This window comes from Mesorhizobium sp. BHbdii, assembly GCF_053848045.1.
Genome location: NZ_JBSPKX010000004.1, coordinates 294,215 through 318,352 on the forward strand (window position 1 = coordinate 294,215; position 24,138 = coordinate 318,352).

At 60.0% G+C, this 24,138-nt stretch carries 22 protein-coding genes and 3 pseudogenes; 14 read left to right on the forward strand and 11 right to left on the reverse strand.

Annotated elements, in window-relative coordinates:
* Position 1: 1 nt before the first annotated feature.
* Both ACWTU8_RS22055 and ACWTU8_RS22060 read left to right on the forward strand, forming a co-directional pair.
* Positions 2 to 829 carry an ABC transporter permease gene (locus tag ACWTU8_RS22055; RefSeq protein ID WP_455849822.1) on the forward strand — a complete coding sequence of 276 codons (828 nt, stop codon included), beginning with the start codon at positions 2 to 4 and terminating at the stop codon, positions 827 to 829.
* Complete coding sequence (locus ACWTU8_RS22060; RefSeq protein ID WP_455849823.1) at positions 826 to 2,493, forward strand: ABC transporter ATP-binding protein; 1,668 nt, start codon at positions 826 to 828, stop codon at positions 2,491 to 2,493. Before ACWTU8_RS22055 ends, ACWTU8_RS22060 begins: the two co-directional genes overlap by 4 nt.
* Before the next feature lie 206 nt (positions 2,494 to 2,699).
* Here the strand turns inward: ACWTU8_RS22060 and ACWTU8_RS22065 are convergent.
* Together ACWTU8_RS22065 and ACWTU8_RS22070 are read right to left on the reverse strand one after the other, a co-directional pair.
* A pseudogene (locus tag ACWTU8_RS22065) lies at positions 2,700 to 2,951 on the reverse strand (IS3 family transposase); the annotation flags it as partial.
* A gap of 469 nt (positions 2,952 to 3,420) precedes the next feature.
* Positions 3,421 to 4,032: an ATP-dependent DNA ligase gene (locus ACWTU8_RS22070; protein WP_455849824.1), complete on the reverse strand. Its 612-nt coding sequence runs from the start codon at positions 4,030 to 4,032 to the stop codon at positions 3,421 to 3,423.
* A 222-nt stretch (positions 4,033 to 4,254) separates the two neighbouring features.
* Here ACWTU8_RS22070 and ACWTU8_RS22075 point away from each other — a divergent pair.
* Both ACWTU8_RS22075 and ACWTU8_RS22080 read left to right on the forward strand, forming a co-directional pair.
* Positions 4,255 to 4,407: pseudogene (locus tag ACWTU8_RS22075) on the forward strand (hypothetical protein); the annotation flags it as partial.
* A 706-nt stretch (positions 4,408 to 5,113) separates the two neighbouring features.
* Positions 5,114 to 5,470 (forward strand): DUF2293 domain-containing protein, encoded by a 357-nt coding sequence (locus tag ACWTU8_RS22080; protein ID WP_455849825.1) that lies wholly within the window; start codon positions 5,114 to 5,116, stop codon positions 5,468 to 5,470.
* Between the two features lie 407 nt (positions 5,471 to 5,877).
* Here ACWTU8_RS22080 and ACWTU8_RS22085 read toward each other — a convergent pair whose 3' ends face one another.
* The 8 genes and pseudogenes from ACWTU8_RS22085 to ACWTU8_RS22120 form a co-directional block, all read right to left on the reverse strand.
* On the reverse strand, positions 5,878 to 6,192 hold the full coding sequence (locus ACWTU8_RS22085) for a GYD domain-containing protein (protein ID WP_455849826.1): 315 nt from the start codon (positions 6,190 to 6,192) through the stop codon (positions 5,878 to 5,880).
* 570 nt (positions 6,193 to 6,762) lie between these two features.
* Positions 6,763 to 7,356 carry a hypothetical protein gene (locus ACWTU8_RS22090; RefSeq protein WP_455849827.1) on the reverse strand — a complete coding sequence of 198 codons (594 nt, stop codon included), beginning with the start codon at positions 7,354 to 7,356 and terminating at the stop codon, positions 6,763 to 6,765.
* A gap of 339 nt (positions 7,357 to 7,695) precedes the next feature.
* Positions 7,696 to 8,175: pseudogene (locus ACWTU8_RS22095) on the reverse strand (integrase core domain-containing protein); the annotation flags it as partial.
* A gap of 22 nt (positions 8,176 to 8,197) precedes the next feature.
* Positions 8,198 to 8,662, reverse strand: coding sequence for a DoxX family protein (locus ACWTU8_RS22100; RefSeq protein WP_455849828.1), 465 nt, complete (start codon positions 8,660 to 8,662; stop codon positions 8,198 to 8,200).
* Positions 8,659 to 9,453: an HvfC/BufC family peptide modification chaperone gene (locus tag ACWTU8_RS22105; RefSeq protein WP_455849829.1), complete on the reverse strand. Its 795-nt coding sequence runs from the start codon at positions 9,451 to 9,453 to the stop codon at positions 8,659 to 8,661. Before ACWTU8_RS22105 ends, ACWTU8_RS22100 begins: the two co-directional genes overlap by 4 nt.
* Positions 9,440 to 10,465, reverse strand: a complete 1,026-nt coding sequence (gene bufB, locus ACWTU8_RS22110) for an MNIO family bufferin maturase (RefSeq protein WP_455849830.1) — start codon at positions 10,463 to 10,465, stop codon at positions 9,440 to 9,442. Before bufB ends, ACWTU8_RS22105 begins: the two co-directional genes overlap by 14 nt.
* 42 nt (positions 10,466 to 10,507) lie before the next feature.
* Positions 10,508 to 10,777, reverse strand: coding sequence for a BufA1 family periplasmic bufferin-type metallophore (locus ACWTU8_RS22115; RefSeq protein ID WP_135935039.1), 270 nt, complete (start codon positions 10,775 to 10,777; stop codon positions 10,508 to 10,510).
* A gap of 228 nt (positions 10,778 to 11,005) precedes the next feature.
* A complete protein-coding gene (locus ACWTU8_RS22120) occupies positions 11,006 to 11,947 on the reverse strand; it encodes a patatin-like phospholipase family protein (protein WP_455849831.1) in 942 nt (313 codons plus the stop codon).
* Between the two features lie 350 nt (positions 11,948 to 12,297).
* On the opposite strand from ACWTU8_RS22120, the gene ACWTU8_RS22125 reads away from it, so the two are divergent.
* The 10 genes from ACWTU8_RS22125 to ACWTU8_RS22170 all read left to right on the forward strand — a co-directional run bounded on the left by ACWTU8_RS22125 (position 12,298) and on the right by ACWTU8_RS22170 (position 22,453).
* A complete protein-coding gene (locus ACWTU8_RS22125; RefSeq protein WP_455849832.1) occupies positions 12,298 to 12,573 on the forward strand; it encodes a hypothetical protein in 276 nt (91 codons plus the stop codon).
* 239 nt (positions 12,574 to 12,812) lie between these two features.
* Positions 12,813 to 13,727 carry a LysR family transcriptional regulator gene (locus ACWTU8_RS22130; protein WP_455849833.1) on the forward strand — a complete coding sequence of 305 codons (915 nt, stop codon included), beginning with the start codon at positions 12,813 to 12,815 and terminating at the stop codon, positions 13,725 to 13,727.
* Positions 13,728 to 13,917: 190 nt separating this feature from the next.
* Positions 13,918 to 14,418, forward strand: a complete 501-nt coding sequence (locus ACWTU8_RS22135) for a cupin domain-containing protein (RefSeq protein ID WP_455849834.1) — start codon at positions 13,918 to 13,920, stop codon at positions 14,416 to 14,418.
* An 88-nt stretch (positions 14,419 to 14,506) separates the two neighbouring features.
* Positions 14,507 to 15,706 carry an MFS transporter gene (locus tag ACWTU8_RS22140; protein WP_455849835.1) on the forward strand — a complete coding sequence of 400 codons (1,200 nt, stop codon included), beginning with the start codon at positions 14,507 to 14,509 and terminating at the stop codon, positions 15,704 to 15,706.
* Positions 15,707 to 15,809: 103 nt separating this feature from the next.
* On the forward strand, positions 15,810 to 16,274 hold the full coding sequence (locus ACWTU8_RS22145; protein ID WP_455849836.1) for a DUF302 domain-containing protein: 465 nt from the start codon (positions 15,810 to 15,812) through the stop codon (positions 16,272 to 16,274).
* A gap of 561 nt (positions 16,275 to 16,835) precedes the next feature.
* Positions 16,836 to 17,618: a 3-hydroxybutyrate dehydrogenase gene (locus ACWTU8_RS22150; RefSeq protein WP_455849837.1), complete on the forward strand. Its 783-nt coding sequence runs from the start codon at positions 16,836 to 16,838 to the stop codon at positions 17,616 to 17,618.
* A gap of 26 nt (positions 17,619 to 17,644) precedes the next feature.
* A complete protein-coding gene (locus tag ACWTU8_RS22155) occupies positions 17,645 to 18,802 on the forward strand; it encodes a patatin-like phospholipase family protein (RefSeq protein WP_455849838.1) in 1,158 nt (385 codons plus the stop codon).
* A 44-nt stretch (positions 18,803 to 18,846) separates the two neighbouring features.
* Complete coding sequence (locus tag ACWTU8_RS22160) at positions 18,847 to 20,241, forward strand: NAD(P)/FAD-dependent oxidoreductase (RefSeq protein ID WP_455849839.1); 1,395 nt, start codon at positions 18,847 to 18,849, stop codon at positions 20,239 to 20,241.
* A gap of 18 nt (positions 20,242 to 20,259) precedes the next feature.
* A complete protein-coding gene (locus tag ACWTU8_RS22165) occupies positions 20,260 to 21,606 on the forward strand; it encodes a dihydrolipoyl dehydrogenase family protein (protein ID WP_455849840.1) in 1,347 nt (448 codons plus the stop codon).
* A 142-nt stretch (positions 21,607 to 21,748) separates the two neighbouring features.
* Complete coding sequence (locus ACWTU8_RS22170) at positions 21,749 to 22,453, forward strand: peroxiredoxin-like family protein (protein ID WP_455849841.1); 705 nt, start codon at positions 21,749 to 21,751, stop codon at positions 22,451 to 22,453.
* On the opposite strand, the gene ACWTU8_RS22175 is transcribed toward ACWTU8_RS22170, so the two are convergent.
* A complete protein-coding gene (locus ACWTU8_RS22175; RefSeq protein ID WP_455849842.1) occupies positions 22,437 to 23,342 on the reverse strand; it encodes a LysR family transcriptional regulator in 906 nt (301 codons plus the stop codon). The genes ACWTU8_RS22170 and ACWTU8_RS22175 overlap by 17 nt on opposite strands.
* Between the last annotated feature and the right edge of the window lie 796 nt (positions 23,343 to 24,138).

Sequence of the window (24,138 nt, forward strand, 5' to 3'; positions counted from 1 at the left end):
GATGGCTGCCGCATGGAGACTGCTGAAATCTGCCCCACCGACCGCCTGTTTCGGAATGGCCGTGATTGCAATTTACATCTTCGTCGCCATCGCGGCGCCGGCCATTGCCCCGTTTGGGGAGACGGAGGTGGTGGGAGGGGAATATGAACCGTGGAGCTGGGTCTATCTGTTAGGCACTGACAGCCTGGGACGGGACATGTTCAGCCGTCTCGTCTTCGGCGCGCGCAACACGATCGGCATCGCCGCCCTGGCTACCGCTCTGGCGTTTCTTCTCGGGGCGACCGTGGGTTTCCTATCGGCCACGCTCGGCGGCTGGGCCGACCAGCTGCTGAGCCGATTTGTTGATATTCTGATGGCCATCCCCTCACTCATTTTCGCGCTGCTCATTCTCACCATCGTCGGCACGTCGATCCCGGCGCTCGTGGCCGTGATCGCGATACTGGACTCAACGCGCATCTTCCGGGTGGCGCGCGCAGTTGCCATGAACATCGTTGTCATGGATTACGTCATGGCCGCCCGATTGAGGGGCGAGGGCATGTGGTGGCTGATCACCCGTGAGATCGTGCCGAACGCCACCGCGCCGCTGCTGGCCGAGCTTGGCCTGAGGTTCTGCTTCGTGTTCCTGTTCATATCGGCGCTGTCCTTCCTCGGACTTGGCATCCAGCCGCCGACAGCCGATTGGGGTTCCATGGTGCGGGAAAACGCGACGCTAATCTCGTTCGGCGACTTCACGCCCTTGTTTGCGGCGGCCGCGATCGCCCTTTTGACAGTGGGCGTCAATTTTGTCGTTGACTGGATGCTGCATGTGACGAGCGGATTGAAGGAATGATCCCCGAACGCGAGAGCAGGGTGGCGAACGTGCCTCTCCTGAAGGTCCGCGGCCTGCGCATCGAAGCCAAGGCCGACGAGACCTGGAAGGAAATCGTCCATGGGATCGGCTTCGACCTGCGGCGCGGCGAGGTGCTGGGGTTGATCGGGGAGTCGGGCGCCGGGAAATCGACGGTCGGGCTGGCAGCAATGGGCTACGCGCGAGACGGGTGCCGCATCTCCGGCGGGACTGTCGAATTCCGGGGTCAGGATCTCGTCAGGGCGTCCGAAGAGGATAACCGCCGGCTACGCGGCTCGCGCATTGCCTATGTGGCGCAGTCAGCGGCGGCAAGTTTTAACCCCGCGCATAGATTGATCGATCAATACTGCGAAGTTCCCGTCGTGCACGGCGTGAAGCGCCGTGCTGAAGCTCAAAAAGACGCGGTGGAAATCTATCGCCGGCTGCAGCTTCCCAACCCGGAGGAGATCGGGTTCCGTTACCCCCACCAGGTCTCGGGCGGCCAGCTTCAACGCGCGATGACCGCCATGGCGATGGCCTGCCGGCCAGACCTCATCATATTCGATGAACCGACGACCGCGCTGGACGTCACCACGCAGATTGAGGTTCTTGCCGCGATGCGCAATGCGGTCAGGCAGTTCGGCACGGCGGCGATCTATATCAGCCACGATCTCGCCGTCGTCGCGCAAATGGCCGACCGCATCATGGTGCTGCGTTACGGCGATGTTGTGGAGGAGGCAGACACCCGCACGATGATGTCCGAGCCGAAGCAGGCTTACACGAGAGCGCTTTGGGCGGTCCGTAGCTTCAGGACCGAGCCGAAGCCGACTGTGGCATTCTCAGAGATACCGATCATCCGGGTCGACAACATCACTGCAGCCTATGGCAGCGCGACCGTGCTGAAGAATGTCTCGTTCGACATTCACGTTAGCCGAACCGTGGCCATCGTCGGCGAGTCCGGATCCGGCAAGTCGACGCTCGCGCGGGTGATAACCGGCCTGTTGCCTCCACTGGCAGGCTCAAGCGAGTTCAAGGGGGCCGTCTTGCCGCCCGACTTTCGTGACCGCAGTCGTGACCAGTTGCGGCGTGTGCAGCTGATCTCGCAGATGCCGGACACGGCCCTCAATCCGCGCCAGAAGGTGCGAGATGTCCTCGGTAGACCGCTCGAATTCTATCTCGGCCTGCGCGGTGCAGAACGAGAAGCGCGCATCCGTGCGCTTCTGAACAAAATCGAGCTCGATCCGGACGAATTCATCAACCGCCTGCCCGGCGAGCTCTCGGGCGGGCAAAAGCAACGTGTCTGTATCGCGCGGGCTCTTGCCGCCGAACCCGATTTCATCATCTGTGACGAGGTGACTTCTGCGCTCGACCAGATTGTTGCGGAAGGCATTCTGAGGCTGCTGATCCAACTGCAGGACGAGTTCGGCCTCGCCTACATGTTCATCACCCACGATCTGGCGACGGTTCGTGCGATCGCGGATGACGTGGTTGTCATGCATCGCGGTGAAGCGGTCAGGCAAGGCGATAAGGAGCAGGTCCTGCGGCCTCCCTACGATCCCTACACTGAATTGCTTCTCTCGTCTGTTCCGGAGATGGACCCGGATTGGTTGACGACAGTTATCGACCGGAGAACTGCTTCTTCGATGGGAACAGGCCGACCATCCTAGCCACAGTTGTGCCGATTTGGAGACCCTGAATCATTGATTGTATGCTGCCTTGCCGCGTGCAAGGCGCCCTCGTTTCCCGACCAATTCGGGACGATCGAACAGCCATCACGGCCAGATCCAGGACATCGCTCGCGTGGCCAAGGTGTCGGGGCATGACAACCACCACATCGGCCGGACATCAGCAGCTTGCCCAATACTGGTAGCTAAAGCACCCTGTCCAGACGATGCAGCCCGCAGGAAAGACCCTCGGCCAGAACACCGTGCCACACACGAGGTGCGCCATAGGTGCGGTCGCTGCTCTTGAAGCTTCGGTCGATCCGGGAAACGTGTATCTCGTCATGCCGGGAACGCGCGCTGGGGCTGCGGTTGAGCTACGCATGGAAGCCCGAGCGGGACACATCCAAGGCACTGCACAGCCATGCCACCGGCCAGATGCCCCGGTGCCTCGCGAGGGAAGCGGCTCCCGGTCACATGGAGTCGGGCGGGACAAGAAAACAATTCTCGTGCTCTTCGGTCGGATGGAGGCAAATATGATAGCCGCCATCCTGCGACGAAAGCTCATCACCATATGGAATGAAGTATCGCTGTTGCCGCGTGATCTTTCGATGATCCCCAGGCCTCAGAACCACGACCCAACCACCTGGACGAACATGAACCGCCTGGTCTGGGATTCGCTGACACTCGCCATTTTCCGCGTCGCCGTGACAGCAGGCCGGCGGATAGCTCCAACCCGACGGGGCATCGTGTGCGCTCGAGAGAACCGAACCGTGTAACCACGAAAGGGCTGCAAGGATGGCTCCGGCAGTAGATCGGCGCTGCGCCATCCCTATTCCCGAATTTAGCCTTGTCCACATACTGCGGGTTATTTTTACCTCTTTACATTAGACTTAGCTAAACAAAAGAAGCCGTCCGCGAGCGAGCGGAAGCTCACTCCTCATCCCAGAAATCCTGCAGCGAGGCATGCCGCAGGTCTTCCTCGCCGCCGAGATGTTTGACGCGGCCGATCAGCCCCGGCCTGACCCATTGGGTCGCCGACCGCTTCATGCCCTTGGGCGCCGGGCCGGCATGTTCCTGGACCCGCGTCCACAGCCGCTCTCGGATCGCCCGGTTCGAATTGATGAATGCGGAGCCGACATATTTGCGCGTGCCGATCTCGCCCATGAGAGCGAATGCCGGCTTGCCCGCCTCGCGCTCGACGCCGAGCAGCTCGAACTCGCCGACGGCATAGCATTTCGTCTTCAGCCAACTGGTCGAGGGGCCGCTGCGATACTTGCTGTCCCGGCGCTTGGACACCATACTCTCAAGGCCGGCCTCGTCGACCAGGTGATAGATCGCCTTGGTCGCCTGGAAGATCCTGGCTAACTGGATGCGGATGTCGGGCGGGATGATGCCGGCGATGATCTCGCGGCGCTCCTTCAGCGCCATGTAACACAGCTCATGGCCGTTGAGATGCAAGAGATCGAAAGCGACGAAATAGAGGTCGTGCTGGCGCCGCGTGATCGCCTTGCGCAGCTCCGCGAAGTCCGACAGTCCGGCCATTGAGAACGGTTATCATCCTAGGCGTTCCCAGACTTCGGCACAGACTGGCCATGCGCGTTTTTCCCAACTAGTGGCGGGTCATTCTGATGGGCGTCACAATGTTACAAAATGCCATATAAGCCATTGATTTTACTACATAGAGTTCAATCCTCTTGCAGCAGGACTTGCTCGGAGTCACGGCCGCATCGATCAGATCAAAGGTGAAGACTCGCCGCCAAAGAGGAAGCTGCGAAAGCACTCGCCGAATGGTCCAAGAATGTAATACCCGGAGCCGACCGGCAGGAACTAGCAATCACTGTGCGAAACGAGCGCGGCGAGCCCTGCTTGAGAACCCAGCTCGTGTTCGAAGCGCACCCGCTCGGCAATGGCTGTTAGAAACACTTGGCCTGAGAGGGAAGCGAAAACCCGCCGCACCTTGAGAGACAGTTTCACTTTGGAGCGGCCGATTTCGCTCGCGCCGTTATGACCGAACCGTAATCTCGACGGGCAAAGGGGAGCGCTGGTTTTGCAGCGAGGCCGAAGCCCGATCGGCGGGATGGCGAAATCGCGACAGTGACGTCCGCCTTGCTCTTGTGCCGCAGTTCTTGCGCGGTTCTGGTTCCCTTGCCGCCCGGGCATATGAAATGATAAATGATGCCGCCAAGGCGTCAATCCCAGTGACTGCTTTCGCAGAGCAAAGCGAACAGTTCCATTCTCGGGCTGTCCGCTGCTGGAGCGGCGATTACTCAAATTCGCGTGGCTTAAGGACCAGGCGGGTGCTCCCTTTCCGGACATTTATGCAGCGGTCGATATAGCCACGAAGTTTGAGAAGATCGACCGGCACTGTGGATACATAGTGCTCTATCAGCAATCTTCAGGGGGAGCTTTCCAGTTATGCGCGCCGAAGCGCTTTCATCGACAACGCTACAGCAAAGAAAATTGAGACAACCCAGTCGAAATTTGAACTGGACAGCGCATGGGCCGAATCGTCGCGTAACTGTCCCAACTTCCCAACGGCCAATCCTTGAACGTCAGACGAGCTGCTTCTTGTAAGGCCCACACACCAAACTGACCCACTACCCGAACTTGCAATTGATTGACGATGTCAGATAGCGACCAGCCGAAACCGGATTCCTTCATCATGTTTCCGTTTGATCTTGTGCTGCAACACATGCGTATCCATCATCCAGGTTGCCCCAAGAAGACATGTCTTACGATAGCTGCACGGGTCAGCGCCAGAGATTGGAAAGGACTAAAACTGGGCGCGGCAGTCGGTATGGAGTTGCAGAAATATGTCCGGCATTCTTTTACCGACTACGACGAGCTACTCCGCTCAAAAATGATGACGCGCGAGGAAGCGCGGGCCTTCGTTGCCAAACAGATGGAAGAGATTCTTCGCTCGTGGTGCAAACCTGGCATCAAACTTCGCTTGGCACGACTTACGGGCAGCGATACCTGAATTCAGCAATTTTGCACCAGTCCACGGAGCGCAGACCGACGCAGGTGTTGCTCAGTTCGGTTCGCAAACTGATCGAGCCAATCGAAAAGAATAGCCATCTACTCAGTCAGAATCAGTCGACTCGCTGAACTGATTTATGTTCTGTCGATGGCAGGCACGTCATCACGGCATGCCACCAGAGAAACGGCTGAATGAGAAGCGGCGCCGCATGCGTGAGCGAGAAGACTGACCGACGAACTAAGCACAGCGATTGGCCTAATGCCCGGTTCCGGGTGCGACTCGGCGATCGATCTGCTGTTCGCACCGTCGTAGGTGCGCCAAAAGGCCGAAAAGCTCTTCGTTGGATTTAGTCGTCCCAAAGGTTGCAGCACGGCGTTCGAACCGTGCTGCCTTCAATGAAAGTCAGCTCAGCCGGCGGGCTTATAAACGCCAGCAGCCTTGTTGGCAGCCGCAAGGACCGCCTTCATGTCGAGTTCTTCAAGGACAACCATGTCGCTCAGCGAGCCGCTTGCCCGCACCGCAAGCGCCAGGCCCATTCCAGCGGTCTGGTTCGGCACCTCTCCGTTTACGACGACATCATAAAGACCGCGAGTAAACATCAAGCTGGCCATCTTGCCGCCTACGCTTTCAAAAACCGCCTTGACTGCAGCTTCCCGGTCTGAACCTTGCATCAATCCTTTAGCTGCATGGGGCGCATAATTTGCTAATATAGTCACTTTCATGGGTATTCCTCCATGTTCTACTGCTCGTGTCTGGCCAAGCTATTTGACGGGGCACGGAGGCATTTTCTTTTCCGTTTTCAATCAGAGTCGGCCCTTGGGCCGCCCGGCAGCTTAGGAATCACCGAGCCATAACCAGAGAAGCCTTCGGGTCGGCAAGAATATGCGCCGTTGCTAATGTAATAACAATCCCAACCCGACACCGGGCTAAAAGCCTTTTTTGCGCCTCCAGCACACGCCTTCTTATGCAGCGCGCAACGATCGACGTTTGCCCATTGAAGCCCCTCACCAATGCACCGCAGCCTTCGAAGAAGCGCAGCCCGCTGTCGGGGCACTTGGTTTTGACCCTAATGTTTGTTTTGCAGAACCAGGCCAGCTTCCTCTTGCCATGCCGTCAAGCTGATTAGGTGTTCCCGCAGTATCGCCTCCCCCGGTTCGGCGCAACGCCAGTCAACATTTCCCGGGCTTCTTCGATTGCCTCATCCAGTGTGGTCCAGCATCCTGACGTCTCCGTTCGCGAATGAATGCGCGCTGCAATCGCACGCGCATAATCCGCGCGCACCTTCGCCGGCATTATCTCCGGGCTTCACAATAGATAATACGCCGCGACAGACCCCTTAAGCGTCGGTCGGCGAACTGTGCCGCGATGTCGAGCCTATGGGGCCAGTCTGCTCGATGGAACTCCTCAATCAGTAACCGGTCGGCAGGACAATAGAAACCGCCATAGATCTGCTCCTCGAGGTGCGGACTCTCCGGGAATGGAACGCGACCCAATTTGACAGCCGAGATCAGTCGAAGTCGCAGGCCGTCGTTCGTCCGCACCAATTCGGCCCGACGAGTGATCTCCTCAAGACCGAGCTCATACCCTGAAGCCTTTGAGCCGACGACTTCGATCGGCATGAACAGGGGACACGCATTGAGCTTCAGGGAGGATACGGGCCTCGGTCTGGTTGCAATGTGCTCTGCCAGCTCCTCGTCGGTCATTGTCGCAAGAGCCGTCGGATCCTGCCTGAGATCGAGGACGAAAAGCTCACCCGTGTTTTCGGGGTTGACCCCTAAGGCCGTCACCAGGCTTGAGGAGCAGACACCAAAACGCAGGCGGGTGGCAACAAGCGCGGCGTGCTCCTCGACATATTCCGTTGCCAGGGCTTTGGTCCGGTGCGCCATTGCCGAATTCCACACCACCGGCGCGCGTTCGCGAATTAGCCGTGCCAGATGTATGGTCGCGTGGACATCGGCGAGGGCGTCATGGGCGTTGCTGTGGTCAAAGCCGTTGGCAGGCGCCAGGCGGCCGCGCGCGTTGTTCCGAGCCTCGCCCTTCGCACCTATTCAGTGCGATTTTCGTTTGCAGAAGCGGAATGACCCAAGGTAGCTGCCGTAACAAAGCAGCTCGGGAAACGTCCTTGGCGCCCCTCGAGGCACGTCCTATGCGTCATAGGCACGAATTGAGGAGGTGCTTCATGGCGACGATCCGACGCCTCAGAGGTAGTGACCTGGCACTGAAGTTCATCCGGCAGCGATTGAGCCTCGGTGATCTATTACGCCGTAGGGCGCGGGTTGAGCAACCGACATAGACGCGGAGCCGTCAATGAGCGCAGCGGCGAGCCAGTTGCGGTGATGACCTCGGCGAAGGCGGCCGCCCGGGTCTGATAGCCGAGCGAGGAATGGAGCCTTGCGGTGTTGAAATCTTCCATCCATTCGGCGATGGCGCTGCGGGCATGGTCGAGACCGACGAACAAGATTTCGTTCAACAGCTCGTCGCGGATCCGGCCGTTGAAGCTCTCGACATAACTGTTCTGCATCGGCTTGCCTGGCGCGACGTAATGCCATTCCACCTTGTGATCCTTCGATCAGGCGAGAATGGCGTTTGACGTGAACTCGGTGCTTGGTCGGAGACGATCATCTCGGTTTGCCGCAGTGGCCGATCAGTTCCGTCAGCTCACGGGCAACGCGTCGTCCTGAGATCGAGGTGTCCGAGATCGCAGCACCAACCGCAGTTTCGAACGCCTCATCTGAAAACCCGGTCCGCCAAACGGTCAATGGAGAACACACCAGCGCCGCGTGTCAGCACAAGCAGCAGTAATGACGCCCACAGCAGGTGCTCGGCCCAGCTCTCGGGAAAAACGAAGATCTGGATGACCGAAACCACGCCGAGCAGCATTAGCGCGCCGAGGCGCGAGAACAGTCCGAGGAAGAGCAACACCGAGCCGGTAAATTCCGCTGCCGTCGCCAGAGGTGCCGCGATGGATGATTCAATGAACGGCAAATTGTATTCGTTTGCGAAAAGCTGCAGCGTCACCGGCCAGGATGCCAGCTTCGTCTGAGCGGACTGCCAGAAGACATGCGCGACCGCTATGCGGGCGGCGAGCTGAACGAGTGAGAATGGTATGCGCTCCGGCAACTTGATTAGGCGTTTGTAGAGACCAACCAAGGCAGCCGGCGCGGACGGTGTGTATTGCGGTATCGCGGTCATGTTTGTCTCCATGAGGTTGAGAGGGATGGAATGCGCACTTCGGTTACCAACCCGTCGCCGAACAGACGCACGAGCGCGGAAACGAGATCGAACGCCGGATCGAGTGCCAGCGAACGGGTTGTGGCGTATTCCAGGCCGAGGCCGTGCTTTAGTGAATGTCGGAAAGCAAAATTCGCGCGATCGAGGAGAACCAGCCGGACACTCTCACCGGCCCGCCACAACGCCACGCGCTCGGGACGCCTTTTCCATGCGCTATGCTGGTCGACCGCCGTCTCATGCTGATGGGCTGTCCATACGGACAGGATCGACCAGTGAGAAACGATCAGCCGCAGGGATGGCTGGAGCAGAATATCGGGCGAGGCGCTAAGGTCAGCATTGTCGTATTCCGCGAGGGTGCGGGGCGGCGGCGATGCCGCGTCGAGCGCCTCCGCGATGGCCCATTCAAGCCGCGCAGTCTCGGCCACGACCGGCATGTCTGACAGCGTGTCGATGGTCTTCAGGAAGCGCGGGAAGCCGGCGCCGTAGTGGACGAGCCGGGATTCCGTTGGAGGATGTCGGCGAATGAACTCGCTGGCTGCGAAACGGAAGAAGCGCTCGTCGACGAGGCGAACGGTGACTGGAAAGACCGCCATCAGCACGGCGGTCAGCGAGCTGCGCGTGTTGTTCTGATAGATGCGCAGCCTGGCCATCGGATCGGCCTTGCCGGCCGTCAGCATTTTCGCAGTGACCGCTGGCTCGGTGATCAGAACCGAGCGTGCCATGGTGGTCTGGAGAAGCTCAAGCGGCAGCATGGTATGGTTCCTTAAGCGGCGGCGACGCGACGGGCGTGGCCCGTGCTGCCTTGGCGGCGGCAAATGCGGCAAGCACGGGCATTCCGGCCCTAGCCTCGCCTTCAAAAAGCGTGGACGCCCAGCACGCCCTGGTTGTCGCGTTTTGCCTCGCGGTCTGCTTTTGGTTGAACATGATCGAAGCTGTCAGCATGTCGGCCCACATCGCTTCGCCAAGCAGAACATCGAGAACAGGGACATCGGTGTCCCATTCGATCAAGGTGGGGCGCGGTCCGAGCCGGCTTATCGCATGCTGGTAGAGCGTCCAAACGACCGGCGGCACGCGCGAACCATGATCATCGATGAGAACCGTGTCGGTCCCGACGTGATTGGTTGCATGGCCGGCAAGATGGATCTCGCCAATAGCCTCGGCAGGCAGCGTATCGATGAAAGCTCTCGCATCATATTGAAGGTTGTGCGCCGAGACCTGGACATTGTTGACGTCCAGCAGCAGACCACAGCCGGTCCGCGCTACCAGCTCCGTCAGGAATTGTGCTTCATTCATCGATGAGTCCGCGAAGGCGATATAGGCGGACAGATTTTCGATGAGCACCTGCCGCTGCAGCGCGTCCTGGACGGCTTCGACATTGCGCGCCACGATTTCTAGCGCCTCTTCATCATAACGCAGCGGCAGCAGGTCGTTGAGATAGGCGCCATCGGCGACGCTCCAGGCGAGATGTTCTGAGACGAGATCGGGCTGGAAGCGCTCGCAGACCTTGCGCAGCCTTTGGAGATGGTCGTAATCCACGCCCCTTGCGCTGCCAAGGGACAGGCCGACTCCGTGGACCGACAGCGGGTATATCTCTCGCAGCCTTTCCAAGGCCTCGACGCCGGCGCCGTCTCCCATATAGTTCTCGGCATGCACCTCGAGCCAGCCCGCGGAGGGCCTGCGGGTCAGCATCTCACCGATGTGAGGCGAGCGAAGACCGATGCCCGCCGTTGCGGGGATCGCGAGGGGACGAAACGCATGGGGCATCGGTCTGCTCCTTCCAAAGGGTTGGCTCGAAGTCTGGATCGCTCAGGCTTTCGCCTTGTCGCTGCCGCCGGTGATCTTCGCGCAGGTGCCTGCGGGCACGTAGAGCCACGAATCCGGCTGGTTATCGGCGGTGGAGGTGCCGGCGCATGAATGCGTTGCGGTTTGGCAGTCGTTCTGGCCAGCCTTGACGACGCCGTAGCACTTCTCGAAGGCGAAGTTGGGCTGATCGGCGGGGCCGCTATAGGCGGCCGTGGCGGCCAGCGAAGTGGCGGCCGCGAGGGCCGATCCGATGAGGGCTTTGGTGTTGATCACAGTCCTGTCTCCTGTTTGGGTTTCGAGGGAAGACTGACCTTGCGGCCTGTCTGCAAGCAGTGTCCCCGATCAGACGGCCGAGCTGAAATGCTGTCTCGGCATGGATTTGATACGCATCGCTTCGTTACGAGCGGCAAAGAAAAAGCCCTCCGGCGGGGAACCGGAGGGCCTGGCGCCTGCGTTCGTGGAGCGGGGCGAAGCAGGCGCGACTAGGCGGGAGGGAGGCGCCTAGACGTATCGGTTTTTGCCGTCGGCGGCGGAAGGTTCATTCACAACGAGCTGACCGGCCAGAAGCCAATCCTCGGCTTGCTCCCGTCCTCTGTCACGCCTGTCGGTCAACTCACTCCAGTCGGTCCACGGCCTTGCGAACAGCGCTGCACCAGCCCGATGCTGACGGTCGAATATGGTGTGGGTCAGCGGGGGCTTCGACGCGCCATGATTGGCGGCCATGTTGCGATCCGCGCACTGCGTCGTGAACCCTGAAGGCTTGCCGGCGATGATCAGCAGATGGCCCGCTTCAACCGACCGCACCTGCCCCAAGGCCGCAAGGTCGCCGTCGCCCCAATAGATCTCGCCGTCGATCTCAACGGCCGGGAAAAGGAATGGGACTGTGGCCGCCGCCACGATAGCGTCGATTGACATTTGATCGCCCGAGAACACCCTCACTGCATCGGTGCGGGCGTTCGAAGCCGAAATGCTGAGGTTCACAGGGCAGCCTTTCTTGCGGAGCTCGGCGATGTCGATTGACTGTTCCAGTATCGATCGCAGCGGATTGGCTTTGTTGGTTGCGAAGACCGACACGTGGCTAATGCGTCGCCAGAGGTTGACGAGCGCCGTGCGTGCGCCACGGCGACCGGCGAGGGCCAGGCCGTAGGCCAGAACCGCCGCCTCCAGCGCGCTGAAACCCGACGCGGTGATGTTGCCGAAGGAAAAGCCAGGCTCATCCAGCAAGCGATCGAGCACGCCCCAGACAAAAGCGCCGTGCGCGTCGCTTGCCAGGACTACGTCGACGAGCTGTCCGCCGTCCATCGCAGGTCTTGCGCCGGCAATGACGGCGTTGTTGGTTTCGATTCCGGTCTGGACATGCATCTTTCGTCTCCATCCCAAAAACGCCAGCCAGGGCGTCTCATGGAGAAACTGCCACATCATTTCCTGTTGGCGAAATGCCAAGGTGGCATGAACTCCATAGGCAGGGTGCATTGGCTGCAATCACCGGCGCGGCGGAAGCTTTGTGCAAGGCAGGCAAAAATCCGCGTGCAACGACCCGGAGTGAGCGAGCGCCATGCCGCATTCTGCGCGAACGTGCGCGCTTTGGGTGGTGCCAATTGGCGTTCTGTCGCCAAGCATCCGCGGGATACAGAACCGGCATAAACTCCATTCGTAGATGGCATTGGCAAGGTGGCCGCCGATTGCAGCAAAGTCGATCTCGGCAAGGGGGAACCGAAGAGTTTTAAATTGCTGCCGATCATCACGCAGTCGTCGATGGGACGACTGTTCAACCTCAGAGAAGGATCACCACCATGAATATCAAAGCTATCTGCCTTGGCGCGTTTGCACTTTCCGTTCTTGGCGGCTTGGCGTTTGCCGGCGCGCTGGATTCACCGTCCAACATGCAGCCGTTCTACGCCGATGCGAGCATGAAGACGATGAAGTCGGATGCAGAATTCAAAGCAGCCTGGAATGCGATGTCGAAGGACAAGCGGAACGCGATGAAGAGGGAGTGCAATGACGCGGCGATGAGCAAGCCGTATGCCCAGTTTTGCGTCAAGGTCCATCAGCTTGGCGGCAACAGCTAATCGCCGATTGGCCTTTTGGCGCAACACGAGCATGATGGCGAGCAAATGCTCGCCATCGTTGTTTTTAGGTCAGCCTGAGCGGGGCTCTGGCCGTAGCGCAATGATCCGCACCTCGACTTCAGAAAGCATCATGACGGGCCGCTATCGACTTTATAGCGGCAGTGCATTGGCACGACGGGACGCTTTGCGGCAAGCTCCGACGCCAGCACATGAACCATATGCAATTCGGGGACAATCGCATGGACATCCATCACATCCGCTATTTTCTTGCAGTCTGCGAGACACGAAATTTCACGCGCGCCGGCGAAAAATGCAACGTAACGCAACCGGCGCTGTCGCGCGCAATTCAGCAGCTTGAGGAAGAGGTCGGCGGCTTGCTTTTTCGCCGCGAGCGAAATCTCACCCATCTCACGGATTTAGGCGTTCTGCTGCGACCCCGTTTCCAGCAAATTCTCGATGAACTGACCGGCGTTCGGCAAGAGGCATCAAGGTTTCTCTGTCTGGAAAATGCGAATCTCAGGGTTGGTGTTATGTGCACCATCGGTCCGCGCCGGTTCACTGGTCTGCTGGCCGAGTTCAGCAGACGTCAGCAGGGCATCCAGCTGCAGCTTGTCGAGGGCGTGCCCACCTCACTTTCGCAATTGCTCGAATCGGGCGAGATCGACGTCGCCATCATGGCATCGAGCGACAGTTTTCCCGAACGCTTCGACGTGACGCCGCTTTATCGCGAGCGCTTCGTCCTGGCATTGCCCAACGGCCATCGACTGGCCCGCAACGACAATGTTTCCATTTCCGAACTCGACGGGGAAAACTACCTCAGGCGATTGAACTGCGAGTATCGCGATCACCTCGCCGGACTTTGCAGCGATCGCGGCGTGAAGCTCAGGATTTCCTACGCCAGCGAGCGCGAGGACTGGATCCAGAACATGGTTTCCGGAGGCCTTGGAATTTGCTTCATCCCGGAGTTCAGCGCTGTGATCCCGGGCTTGCAGGTCCGGCCTGTCGTCGACCCCGAGGTCTGGCGGGAAGTATGCTTGGTTGTCGTGGCAGGACGAAGATTCTCGCCGGCCGCTTCGGCCTTCGTGAGCAGCGTCAAGGCACATGGCTGGCCGATGAGCGCCATGCCATTGGCAGTCCATAAGACGGCGGCCTAAAGCATAGTCGAAGACTTTTCATTCTCGCCACGTGCTTCTCGCACCTCCTTTGCGTCGCCACGTGTGTAACCATAGGTTTCAGGTATCGAATTGAGAGCCAGGCAGCATTTCTCTTTCTTTGTGGATCCCGTCACTCTCCTCGTCATGCCCCGCCTCCCGCGTTTGGGCACCGACAAAGGAGAAATACAACATGGCTACCAAAACAATTGCATTGCCGGCGCCGCTGACCCTGGCGCTGACGCTCGGACTTCTTACTGCAACGGCTGCATTTTCCGTTGCCCCGGCCTTTGCCGGCGACTGCCCTGCGGGCCAAGCTGCCACGACTGATATCCAGGAGCATCCGAGCAAGCCAGTAGGCGTTACCGACGATGTCCTTTCCGCGATCGATCTGAGCCCGAAGGGCGAGGCCTGGAAAGGCAACATGCTGCGCCTGCGCAAGCTCGTCGTTCAGCCCGGCGGTGTCGTGCCCTGGCACGAGCACACTGTTCGTCCCGCCAACATCCTCGTCGTCGAAGGCTCGATCACCGAATATCGCAGCACCTGCAAGGTGGGAATTGAGCACCAGGCTGGCGACGTGAGCGTCGAATTCGGCCAGCTCGCCCATTGGTGGAAGAACAATGGCAAGGCCCCGGCGGTGCTCTATTCGGCCGACATCTTGCCGCCGGCAATGCAGGACGACCACACGATGTGAGCCGACCTTGCCTCACCTCTTCCTCTAACCGGCAATTGGAAGCGCGTCCTCAGGGGTCGCCTGGGGACGTGTCGCGACGGAGCCCACCATGACGACGAGCGAACACACTGAGCCGACGCGGCTGCGGATGGTTGCCGACAGTTGGCGCTTCGGTATTATCGCCGTGATTGCCTTCCTGACACTTGTCGATCTCTTCGCCACGCAGGCCATCTTGCCGTCGCTGGTGACAAAGTTCGGCGTCAGCCGCGCGACAATGGGCTCTGCCGTCAATGCCAGCACTTTCGGCATGGCTGTGGCCGGAATTGCGGTGGCGCTCTTTGGCAGGAACCTCGATCGCCGCAACGGCATCTGGATCAGCCTTGCGGTGCTGGCGATACCGACGACGCTGCTGTCACAAACAGACAGCATCGTGGCCTTTGGCCTGCTCCGTGTCATCCAGGGCTTGTGCATGTCGACCGCGTTCACGCTGACGATGGCCTACCTGGCCGAGCATTTTTCCGCGCGGCAGACGACAGGTGCGCTTGCGGCCTATGTGACCGGCAACGTCGCCAGTAATTTCTTCGGACGGCTTATGTCGGCCGCCGTCGCCGATACGTTTGGCATCTCCACTAACTTCCTGACGTTCGCCGCCCTCAATCTGATTGGCGCGGCTCTTGTCTGGCTCACGCTGCAGAAGACATCCGCAATGACGCGCGCCGACGCTATAGGCGAGCCTGCCCGCGCGGCCTGGAAGGGCCCGCTGAAGAACGTCGAGCTACGCGCCTGTTTCGCGATCGGCTTCCTGATCCTCTTCGTCTTCATAGGCACTTTCACCTATGTCAACTTCCAGCTCGTCACCGCCCCGCTATCGCTGTCGCCAATGGCGCTCGGACTGGTGTATTTCGTCTTCCTGCCTTCCATGCTGACCACTCCGCTCGCCGGGCGTCTCGCCGCGGGCCTCGGCCCAAGGATCGCCATCGGTGCAACGCTTACGCTGGCGATCCTGGGTTTGCTTCTGCTGCTCACGACCAGCCTTCCCATTGTTCTCGGCGGGATGGCGCTGGTCGCAATTGGCACCTTTCTGGCGCAGGCAATAGCGACAGGACACGTCAGCCGGACCGCCTCGCGCGATCGCACCGCCGCAAGCGGCATCTACCTTGCTTCCTACTATACGGGCGGGCTCGCCGGCAGCTTCGTGATCGGACAGATCTACGACCGGATCGGCTGGACCGCATGCGTGGCCGTGCTCGCCGCGGTCCTCGCCGGCTCGATCGCGGTCGCGCGATCGTTGAAGTCGCCGACCGCCTGACGATCGGGAAAAATCGTCGACCACGAGGCGACCTTCAGGCGAGAATGAACAGAGACATCAAGGCCATAGCCAAAATCAACCCAGCAAACCAAAGGAGACCAACATGACCAGCTACCTGAAAACCTCGATTGCCGGCGCGGCCATGCTGATGGCGATCGTCGTCCCGGCTGCCGCTTCGGATGGCGTCGTCACGGTGAAGAGCGACTATTCCATCGCGGAGACAGTTGCCCGCATCAAGAAGGACGTCCTCAAGAAGGGCATCAAGTTTTTTGGCGTCATCGACCAGGCAAGCCTTGGCCACGATGCCGGCAATGATGTCAGGCCGTCGCGGCTGGTGATGTTTGGCAATCCGGCGCTCGGCACGACCTTCATCACGTCGAACCCCGAAGCCGGTCTCGATTGGCCGGTGCGCGTGCTGGTCTACCAGACCGCGGATGGTTCGGTTTATGCCGCCTACAGCGATTTCGACTGGATCGCCAAGCGGCATGGAATTACCAATCGCGCGCCGCAGTTCAGGATGGCGACAGAGGTCATCCAGTCCGTGACCTCGACGATCAGAAAAAACTGAGCGCGGATGATGTGCCGAAGATCCGCCGGCCGGGCATGCGAGACAGTTTTTAGCGCAGCGAGGCTACCCGGCGGCGGATAATGCTGTGGTCCGCTCGCCGAACCCTTTTTGCATGGCTTCGCGCACCAGCGTGCCAACTGCCACCGCTCATGATGAAAAAGCGCGCCGCCAAATTCGCCCTCGAGCAGCTTGATCGCGCGCGTGAAAGCGTGGGCTGCGTGACGTTGCTCGTCCGCCCTGGTGAACGTTCAATTCCCTCGCGACGGCCAAGAAATATCTGACCTGACTGATCTGCACGGCACGCCCCCGGCGGGCCGGCATACGGTGGGATCTTACTGGCTGCCCCAACGTCAAGCAAACCAAGGCAGCATGGTCGACGGCGGCGCCGGCATAGAGCTGATGATCTGAGCGTCGGCTATCGAATCTATGTCTCAACGGCATTTCCACTGCTTCGAGTGGCTCGCCATACTTGACCCAGAATTCAGACCGTGGGCGCGGAGGTCCGTTGCTCGCTGCCGATTGCCGGCTGCCAGGCCGCAGCTCCAACCGAAGGAAGCGACGATGCTCAAAGGAAAGACAGCACTAATCACAGGCTCGACCAGCGGCATCGGCCAGGGCATTGCCGAAGCCTTTGCGGCCAAGGGTTGCAACATCGTTCTGAACGGCTTCGGCGACGCTGATGAGATTGAGCTCCTGCGGGCGAAGCTTGCCGCCGACCATGGGGTCACCGTCCGCTACGACAATGCGGACATGAGCAAGGGCGACTCTATAACCGCAATGATGGACAGGGCGATCGCCGAGTTTGGTGCCGTCGACATCCTGGTCAACAATGCCGGCATTCAGCACGTCGCGCCGATCGACGACTTCCCGATCGAAAAATGGGAAGCCGTCGTCGCAATCGACCTGATGTCTTCATTCTACACGATCCGGCGTGCGCTCCACGCGATGAAGCAACGCAAGTGGGGCCGCATCATCAACGTCGCCTCGGCGCACGCACTTGTCGCCTCGCCATACAAATCCGCCTATGTCGCCGCCAAGCATGGGGTCGCCGGCCTGACCAAGACAGTGGCGCTGGAAGTCGCGGAGCAGGGTATCACCGTCAATGCCGTCTGTCCCGGATACGTGCTGACCCCGCTTGTCGAGAAGCAAATACCGGATACGGCGAAGGCACGCGGGATTACCGAACAGCAGGTGATTAAGGACGTGCTTCTGGCTGCCCAGCCGACCAAGGAGTTCGTGACCGTTGCCCAGGTTGCGGCGCTCTGCCTGTTCCTGGCCTCGGACGATGCTGCCTCGATCACCGGCGCCATCATGCCGATCGAAGGCGGCTGGACCGCTCATTGAACGCCCGAATGAGGAACGACAAAGCCATGAACAGGATCTCCCGAAATCTCTCAACGTCAGAGCCCGTGACTGAGCCAAGCCGGATCGCCGATGGTCCGGTCCAGCGCCAGACCGTGTTGGTGCTGCAGGGCGGTGGTGCGCTCGGAGCCTATCAGGCCGGTGTCTATCAGGCACTCGTCGAGGGCGGCATTGAACCGGATTGGGTTATCGGCACGTCCATCGGAGCCATCAACGCGGCGTTGATTGCGGGAAACGAGCCGAAGAATCGCATGCCGAGGCTCCGGGAATTCTGGGACGGTGTCAGCCGGAGTAGCCCGCTCGACGAGTTTTTCCGGATGATGGTTCCAAGTAACATCTTCGCCAACATGGGCACGGTCATGCGCGGCATACCGGGATTCTTCGAACCGAACCCGAGCGCCATGTTCGGGGTGAATCTCGAAGTGGGTGTGGAGAATGCCTCCTACTATACCGCCGATCCCCTTAAGCGGACGCTGAATGATCTTATCGACTTCGATTATCTCAATCGGCGCCACACGCGATTGACCGTTGGCGCGGTGAACGTCAACACCAGTGAACTCAAATACTTCGACACCCTTGAGATGAGTCTGTCGGTGGCGCACATCATGGCGTCGGGGGCCTTGCCTCCGGCTTTTCCGGCAGTCTGTGTCGACGGCGAGCCCTATTGGGACGGCGGCATCTATTCGAACACACCTATCGAGGTCGTGCTGGACGCGCGTCCACGGCGCGATGCGCTCATTTTCGCGGTCAACATGTGGCAGCCGCGCGGCACGGAACCAAAGTCGATCTGGCAGGTGATGGGGCGGCAAAAGGACCTTCAATACGCCAGCCGGGGCAAGAGCCACGTGGCTCGCCAGGAACAGCTCCATCGTCTGCGGCACGTCGTGCGCGAAATGGGAAAGCTCGTCCCCGAGGAGCGGCGCGAGGATCCGATATTCAAGGAACTCGCCTCCTACGGCTGCCCCTCGGTCATGCACCTGGTTCGGCTGCTTTCACCGCGCCTCGACGGCGAGGACCACACCAAAGACATCGACTTCACCCGGGCAGGCATCCGCACGCGCTGGCAGGCAGGATACGAGCATGGAATCCGTGTTCTCTCGGAGAAGCCGTGGGAATGCGATGTCGATATGCTGCAAGGGGTCGTCATCCACGAATCGCAAGAGTGATTTTTCGAGCGCGGTGAGGCCGAGGAAAGTGACGGAGAATACCGATGCAGATCATCACTCCGGGAATACGATTGGTTCCAGAAGCCGTGCTCGCTAACAACGCCGCGCTTTTCCGCACGATACCGGAGACACCATCCCATGCGGATAGCTCGCTGCATCGCGTGGTGATCGTTGGTGGCGGTGCGGGCGGGCTTGAACTGGCAACACGCCTTGGTCGCAAGTTCGGCAAGCGGCGGCTTTCCATTACGCTTGTCGACCGCAATCGCACCCATATCTGGAAGCCGCTTCTGCACGAGGTCGCCTCGGGCGCACTGAGCACATCGAACGATGCGGTGGAATACATAGCCCATGCCAGTCGCCACCATTATCGATACCGCATCGGCGAGGTTGTCGGCATCGACCGCGCCAAGCGTCAGGTCTTTGTGGCGCCCAGCTTCGACGACGACGGCAGGCAGATCATTCCGCCGCGTGTCCTGGGCTACGATACGCTGGTGCTGGCAGTCGGCAGCGTCAGCAACGATTTCGGCACACCAGGGGCGGCTCGTTACGCAATAGCGCTCGATACGGCGGATCAGGCCGCCCGGTTCAACAAGCGCATGATAGACGCATGCCTGCGCGCCAACGCGCAATACGAACAGCTGTCGCCAGGCCAGCTCCATTGCGTCATCGTTGGTGCCGGGGCTACCGGGGTCGAATTGGCGGCGGAGCTGCACAAGTCGATGCGGGAAATTGCGTCGCATAACCTTGACAACATCGATTTCGAAAGGCTGATCCACATCACCCTCGTCGAGGCGGGGCCGCGCATCTTGCCGGCTTTGCCCGAACATCTGGCGCGCGCTTCGGCGCACCTGCTTCGTGACCTGGGCGTCCAGATACGATGCGGGATCAAGGTCACCGAAGTGACAGAGGACGGCGTCAGGCTTGGCGAGAAGCTGTTTGTGCCGGCCGAACTCGTCGTGTGGTCCGCTGGAATCAAGGCGCCGGACCTTCTGAAAAGACTCGATGGCCTCGAGACGGACCGCATCAATCGCGTGGTCGTGGATGAAACGCTGCAAGCCAAGGGCGACGAAAACGTGTTTGCGATCGGCGACTGCGCGAGCTGTGTCCCGCCCGGCGAGAACAATCCCTTGCCGCCGCGCGCCCAGACAGCCCATCAGCAGGCTGATCACCTGGTCAAGGTGATTGCCGCGCGTCTCAAGGGACGGGCCGCGCCGGAATTCCGTTACCGCGACTACGGATCCCTTGTTTCGCTCGCCGACTACGGCTCGTTTGGCAGCCTGATTGGTGGGCTGAAGATCGAAGGTCTGCTTGCCCGGCTGATGTATCGCTCGCTCTACAAGATGCATCTCAAGGCGGTGCACGGCTTTGCGAAGACCGCGCTGGATTCGATTGGTGAGATAGTGGCGAGGCGCACCAGGCCTCGGATCAAGCTCCATTGATCATGTGCAGGTGGCGCGATGGAAAAGTATGATGTCGTGATCCTCGGTGGCGGCAATGCCGGGATAGGTGTGACGGTGCCTACGCGCGCCGCCGGGATGTCGGTGGCCATGATAGAGGCACGTGACCTCGGCGGCACTTGCCCCAATCGCGGCTGCACGCCGAAGAAGGTCCTCGTCGCGGCGGCCCATGCGCTCCACGAGATCGAACAGGCAGGTCGGCACGGAATCACGGTCGACACGCCGAGGCTCGACTGGCGAGCCCTGATCGAACGTGAAAAGGATATGATCAGGGACATTCCCTGCCGCCTGTCCGGATTGATGGCCAAGCGCGGCGTCGATGTCATAGCCGGCGACGCCGCGTTCATCGGCAGCAATGCCGTCAGCGTTGACGGTCGCGAGCTTGAAGCCAGGAACATCGTCATCGCAACCGGTTCGAAGCCGCGCTCACTGCCAATTCCAGGCGCCGAGCACCTGACAATTTCGGACGATGTCTTGAACGACCCGGTGCTGCCCCGAGCGGTGGTGTTCGTCGGCGGCGGCGTCATTGCCTTCGAACTGGGCCACGTTTACGCGCGCGCCGGCGTCGACGTGACGATCCTCGAAGCGCTGCCGCATCTGCTTGGAGGATTCGACGCCGATGCCGTTGCCCAGATCCGTGGCGAGAGCGAACGCATTGGCATTGATGTTCGAACCCTGGCCTGGGTCAATAGGGTCGACAAGGTCGACGGGCGATTGCGCGTCACCTTTGTGGCGGATGGCATCGAGTGCGCCGTAGAAGCGGACAGGGTTGTGAATTGCGCAGGGCGTGTGGCCAATGTAGAGGGGCTCGATCTTGGCGCCGGCGTCATCGTGCATCGCGAAGGGCTCATCGAGATCGATGATCACCTGCGTTCGCGTTCCAATCCCGACGTTTATGTCTGCGGCGACGCGCTGTGGAATTCTCCCCAGCTTTCGCCGATAGCGACCTATGAGGGCGGCATCGTTGGCCGCAACATCGTCGATGGGCCGAGACACCGGCCGGACTATGGCCATATACCGGCTTCCGTCTACACAGTTCCGGCCCTGGCCAGCGTCGGACTGACCGAGGCCAAGGCGAAAGAACAAGAACTTGGCGTAAAGGTCCATGTGAACGACATGAAGGACTGGCTATCGGCGAGGACCTATGCCGAGACCGTCGCGTGGTCAAAAGTCATTGTCGAGGAGACCACGGACAGGATCGTCGGCGCCCACATGGTGGGCCACTCCGGCGAAGAGCTAATTCATCTTTTCGCGCTTGCCATGAAACACGGCATCACTGCACCGCAGTTATCCGACATAGTCTACGGCTTCCCCACTTTCGCCTCGGATGTCAGGAACATGATGTAACGAATTGAGCGGAGGCAGCGAACAGAATATGAAGCTCACCTGTGCTCGAATGCACGCAAGATATCAAATCCATGCAAGAATAGCATGACCCCGGCCGAGGAGCTTCGATGATAGGCTGCATGCAACCGATGGAAGTGCAAAAATGGCCGCCGACGACCAGACAATGACACTTGAACAGTCCGTGCAGGCTGCCGTCGAACTCGATGCGCCGCTGAATGAGCGGCTGGAGGTGGTCGCAAGGGCTGTTCGCCGCCTCAATGGCAATTTTGCCGATGCAGTCGACCGCCTGGTGTCACGCTTGCAGGAGCAGGGGGCTGGGGCGATGGCGCCGGCGCCTGGCGATCCCATGCCAGCTTTCCTCCTGCCTGACGACAGCGGCAAACTGATCGGATTGACGGACCTCCTGAAGCAGGGGCCGGCGGTAATAATCTTCCAGCGGGGTCACTGGTGCCCTTATTGCCGCTTGAATGCGATCGGGATCGTAGAGGTCCAAGAGGAGATTGCCGCACTTGGTGGCCAAGTGGCGGTGGTCATGCCCGAACGACGCAAATTTGCGAAGGCGATGAAGACGACGGTAGGTGCCCAGTTTCCATTCCTGACTGACATGGACAATGGCTATGCGCTCTCACTCAACCTCGCTATCTGGGTCGGGGCTGAAATGGAACGGTTGATGGGAGTTGGTTATGATCTCCCTACTTATCAGGGCAACAGCAGCTGGTTCCTGCCGATCCCGGCGACTTTCATCGTCGGCACGGACGGGCGGATTACAGAGCGATTCGTGGATCCCGACTACCGCCGGCGAATGGACATCGACGACCTGATTGCGGCGCTCAAGCGGGCTCGCTAACGCCAAATGGCGACCAGTCGGTCGATCGCAACAGGTTGAGCAGCGTCGTGGCGACTGGCGAACGATGCCGGCCGGCGACCGCGTAGACGGCGACCACGCGCGAAATGTCGACATCCCGCAGCTTGAGTCTGCGGACACTCGGCGACCGTGGCGCTGTCGTGGAGACGAAGCCCACGCCGGCGTTGGCCTCCAGCAGGGCCAGTAGGTCGTGGTCAGTCTCGACCTCATGGGCGGCCTGAGGCGTAAACCCTTTCGCAGCGAGGCGACGCGACAGCTCCTCGCTCGTTTCCCAATCGATCCGGCTGAGCACAGGCTCTGCGGCCAGTTGGCTAAGCGCGACATCGAATTCGTTGCGCCGAGCGAGCGGATGGTCGGAATTCACCACCAGCTCGATCTCCTCCTGGAAGAGCGGCCAGGTATCGAGCCGATCCCAAGCTGCCCCCAGCGGGCCGGCAACTGCCAGCTCGACCTCGCCGTTCTTGAGGGCATCGACGACAGCGGTCGGCGAGCCGCGACTGATCTTGAGATGGACTCCGGGATAGGCCCGGAAAAGCTCCGTAAACGGCGAAACCAGCAGAGCAATGTTGACGCTGTTGGAAATAATGACGTTGAGCGGAGCCACATCGCTGCTTTGCACGGCCTTGGCGAGTGACTTGGCGGAAGTGGCCGCATCGTAGCATTGCTGCAACAAGGGCAGCATACGCCGTCCAAGCTCGGTCAGGTGCGAGTGCTGACGCTCGCGCCGGAGAAGCTCTCCCCCCAACTCGTCTTCAAGTGTTTTGATTGCACGCGTCAGCGCAGGTTGGGTGACGTTGCACTCTTCGGCTGCCCTGGTGAAGTTCAAGGTGCTGGACAGGGCCAGAAAATAGCGGACCTGCTGCATCTCCATGAGCTTTCGCCCCCCTCAGCGAAATCAGATTCGTAAGGCATAGCTAATTTGTGCTTATGCTAACGCAAGAAAAGGCCGAGGCAAAGGCGAGCCTTGCGAAGCCTGTATGACCCTTCCAACCAAAGTCGGAGCAGGTCATTTTTATGAACGTCACAATGTTACAAAACGACATGTAAGCTGTTGATTTTATTGAGTGGGACTAGAGTTCAATCCTCTCTCGCAGCACCAATTTTCCCGAAGATTTTCAATAGTGCGCTTCGTCTGGTCACCTTGCGTTTGCGAGTCGGGAGCAGCCTTCCTGCTTCCCTCCGAAACGATGACATGCCCTAGCGAGCTACTGACTTTTCGCCCTTCCACCGGCCCGTGCCGGCGAGCCCGCGCAAATCCATGCCAGCGTACCGACGCATTCACGTCGCCCAGGTGTGGCAAGGAAGCTCACGAGATGCGTTCAGATCTTGCGAACCTCGCCGCAAACCTGTCGAGCGCTAACTGATGCTGGGGTCAATCCTAAGCGGGATGCTGCTATAATCCCCGTATGGCCGCTCGCATAGTGGTTATCCTGGCGCTGCTTTCCGCCTTCGCCTACGGATTCGCAAAACTCGTGGAACGTTATGGCGACGCTGGCGACAAGCCCTCTCCGTGTGAAAAATGGCCACATCCTGATTGTCCAGCCCCAAACGCGCCTCCTCCGGAAGAACCTAAGCCTTGAGCGGAAGCGCGTTCGCGCGCGGCCTCGAACGTCAGCGTTGATATGCCGTGGCAGCGGTTCGCGCCCTACAAAATGGAACAAGAATTG

Coding starts and splice junctions, on each gene's coding strand:
- ACWTU8_RS22175 (WP_455849842.1), bottom strand. CDS start 23,342: ATGGAGATGCAGCAGGTCCGCTATTTTCTGGCCCTGTCCAGCACCTTG.
- ACWTU8_RS22100 (WP_455849828.1), bottom strand. CDS start 8,662: ATGACCGCGATACCGCAATACACACCGTCCGCGCCGGCTGCCTTGGTT.
- ACWTU8_RS22125 (WP_455849832.1), top strand. CDS start 12,298: ATGAATATCAAAGCTATCTGCCTTGGCGCGTTTGCACTTTCCGTTCTT.
- ACWTU8_RS22135 (WP_455849834.1), top strand. CDS start 13,918: ATGGCTACCAAAACAATTGCATTGCCGGCGCCGCTGACCCTGGCGCTG.
- ACWTU8_RS22070 (WP_455849824.1), bottom strand. CDS start 4,032: ATGGCCGGACTGTCGGACTTCGCGGAGCTGCGCAAGGCGATCACGCGG.
- ACWTU8_RS22130 (WP_455849833.1), top strand. CDS start 12,813: ATGGACATCCATCACATCCGCTATTTTCTTGCAGTCTGCGAGACACGA.
- bufB (WP_455849830.1), bottom strand. CDS start 10,465: ATGCCCCATGCGTTTCGTCCCCTCGCGATCCCCGCAACGGCGGGCATC.
- ACWTU8_RS22055 (WP_455849822.1), top strand. CDS start 2: ATGGCTGCCGCATGGAGACTGCTGAAATCTGCCCCACCGACCGCCTGT.
- ACWTU8_RS22060 (WP_455849823.1), top strand. CDS start 826: ATGATCCCCGAACGCGAGAGCAGGGTGGCGAACGTGCCTCTCCTGAAG.
- ACWTU8_RS22155 (WP_455849838.1), top strand. CDS start 17,645: ATGAACAGGATCTCCCGAAATCTCTCAACGTCAGAGCCCGTGACTGAG.
- ACWTU8_RS22160 (WP_455849839.1), top strand. CDS start 18,847: ATGCAGATCATCACTCCGGGAATACGATTGGTTCCAGAAGCCGTGCTC.
- ACWTU8_RS22090 (WP_455849827.1), bottom strand. CDS start 7,356: ATGGCGCACCGGACCAAAGCCCTGGCAACGGAATATGTCGAGGAGCAC.
- ACWTU8_RS22105 (WP_455849829.1), bottom strand. CDS start 9,453: ATGCTGCCGCTTGAGCTTCTCCAGACCACCATGGCACGCTCGGTTCTG.
- ACWTU8_RS22080 (WP_455849825.1), top strand. CDS start 5,114: ATGTCAGATAGCGACCAGCCGAAACCGGATTCCTTCATCATGTTTCCG.
- ACWTU8_RS22085 (WP_455849826.1), bottom strand. CDS start 6,192: ATGAAAGTGACTATATTAGCAAATTATGCGCCCCATGCAGCTAAAGGA.
- ACWTU8_RS22170 (WP_455849841.1), top strand. CDS start 21,749: ATGGCCGCCGACGACCAGACAATGACACTTGAACAGTCCGTGCAGGCT.
- ACWTU8_RS22145 (WP_455849836.1), top strand. CDS start 15,810: ATGACCAGCTACCTGAAAACCTCGATTGCCGGCGCGGCCATGCTGATG.
- ACWTU8_RS22165 (WP_455849840.1), top strand. CDS start 20,260: ATGGAAAAGTATGATGTCGTGATCCTCGGTGGCGGCAATGCCGGGATA.
- ACWTU8_RS22140 (WP_455849835.1), top strand. CDS start 14,507: ATGACGACGAGCGAACACACTGAGCCGACGCGGCTGCGGATGGTTGCC.
- ACWTU8_RS22150 (WP_455849837.1), top strand. CDS start 16,836: ATGCTCAAAGGAAAGACAGCACTAATCACAGGCTCGACCAGCGGCATC.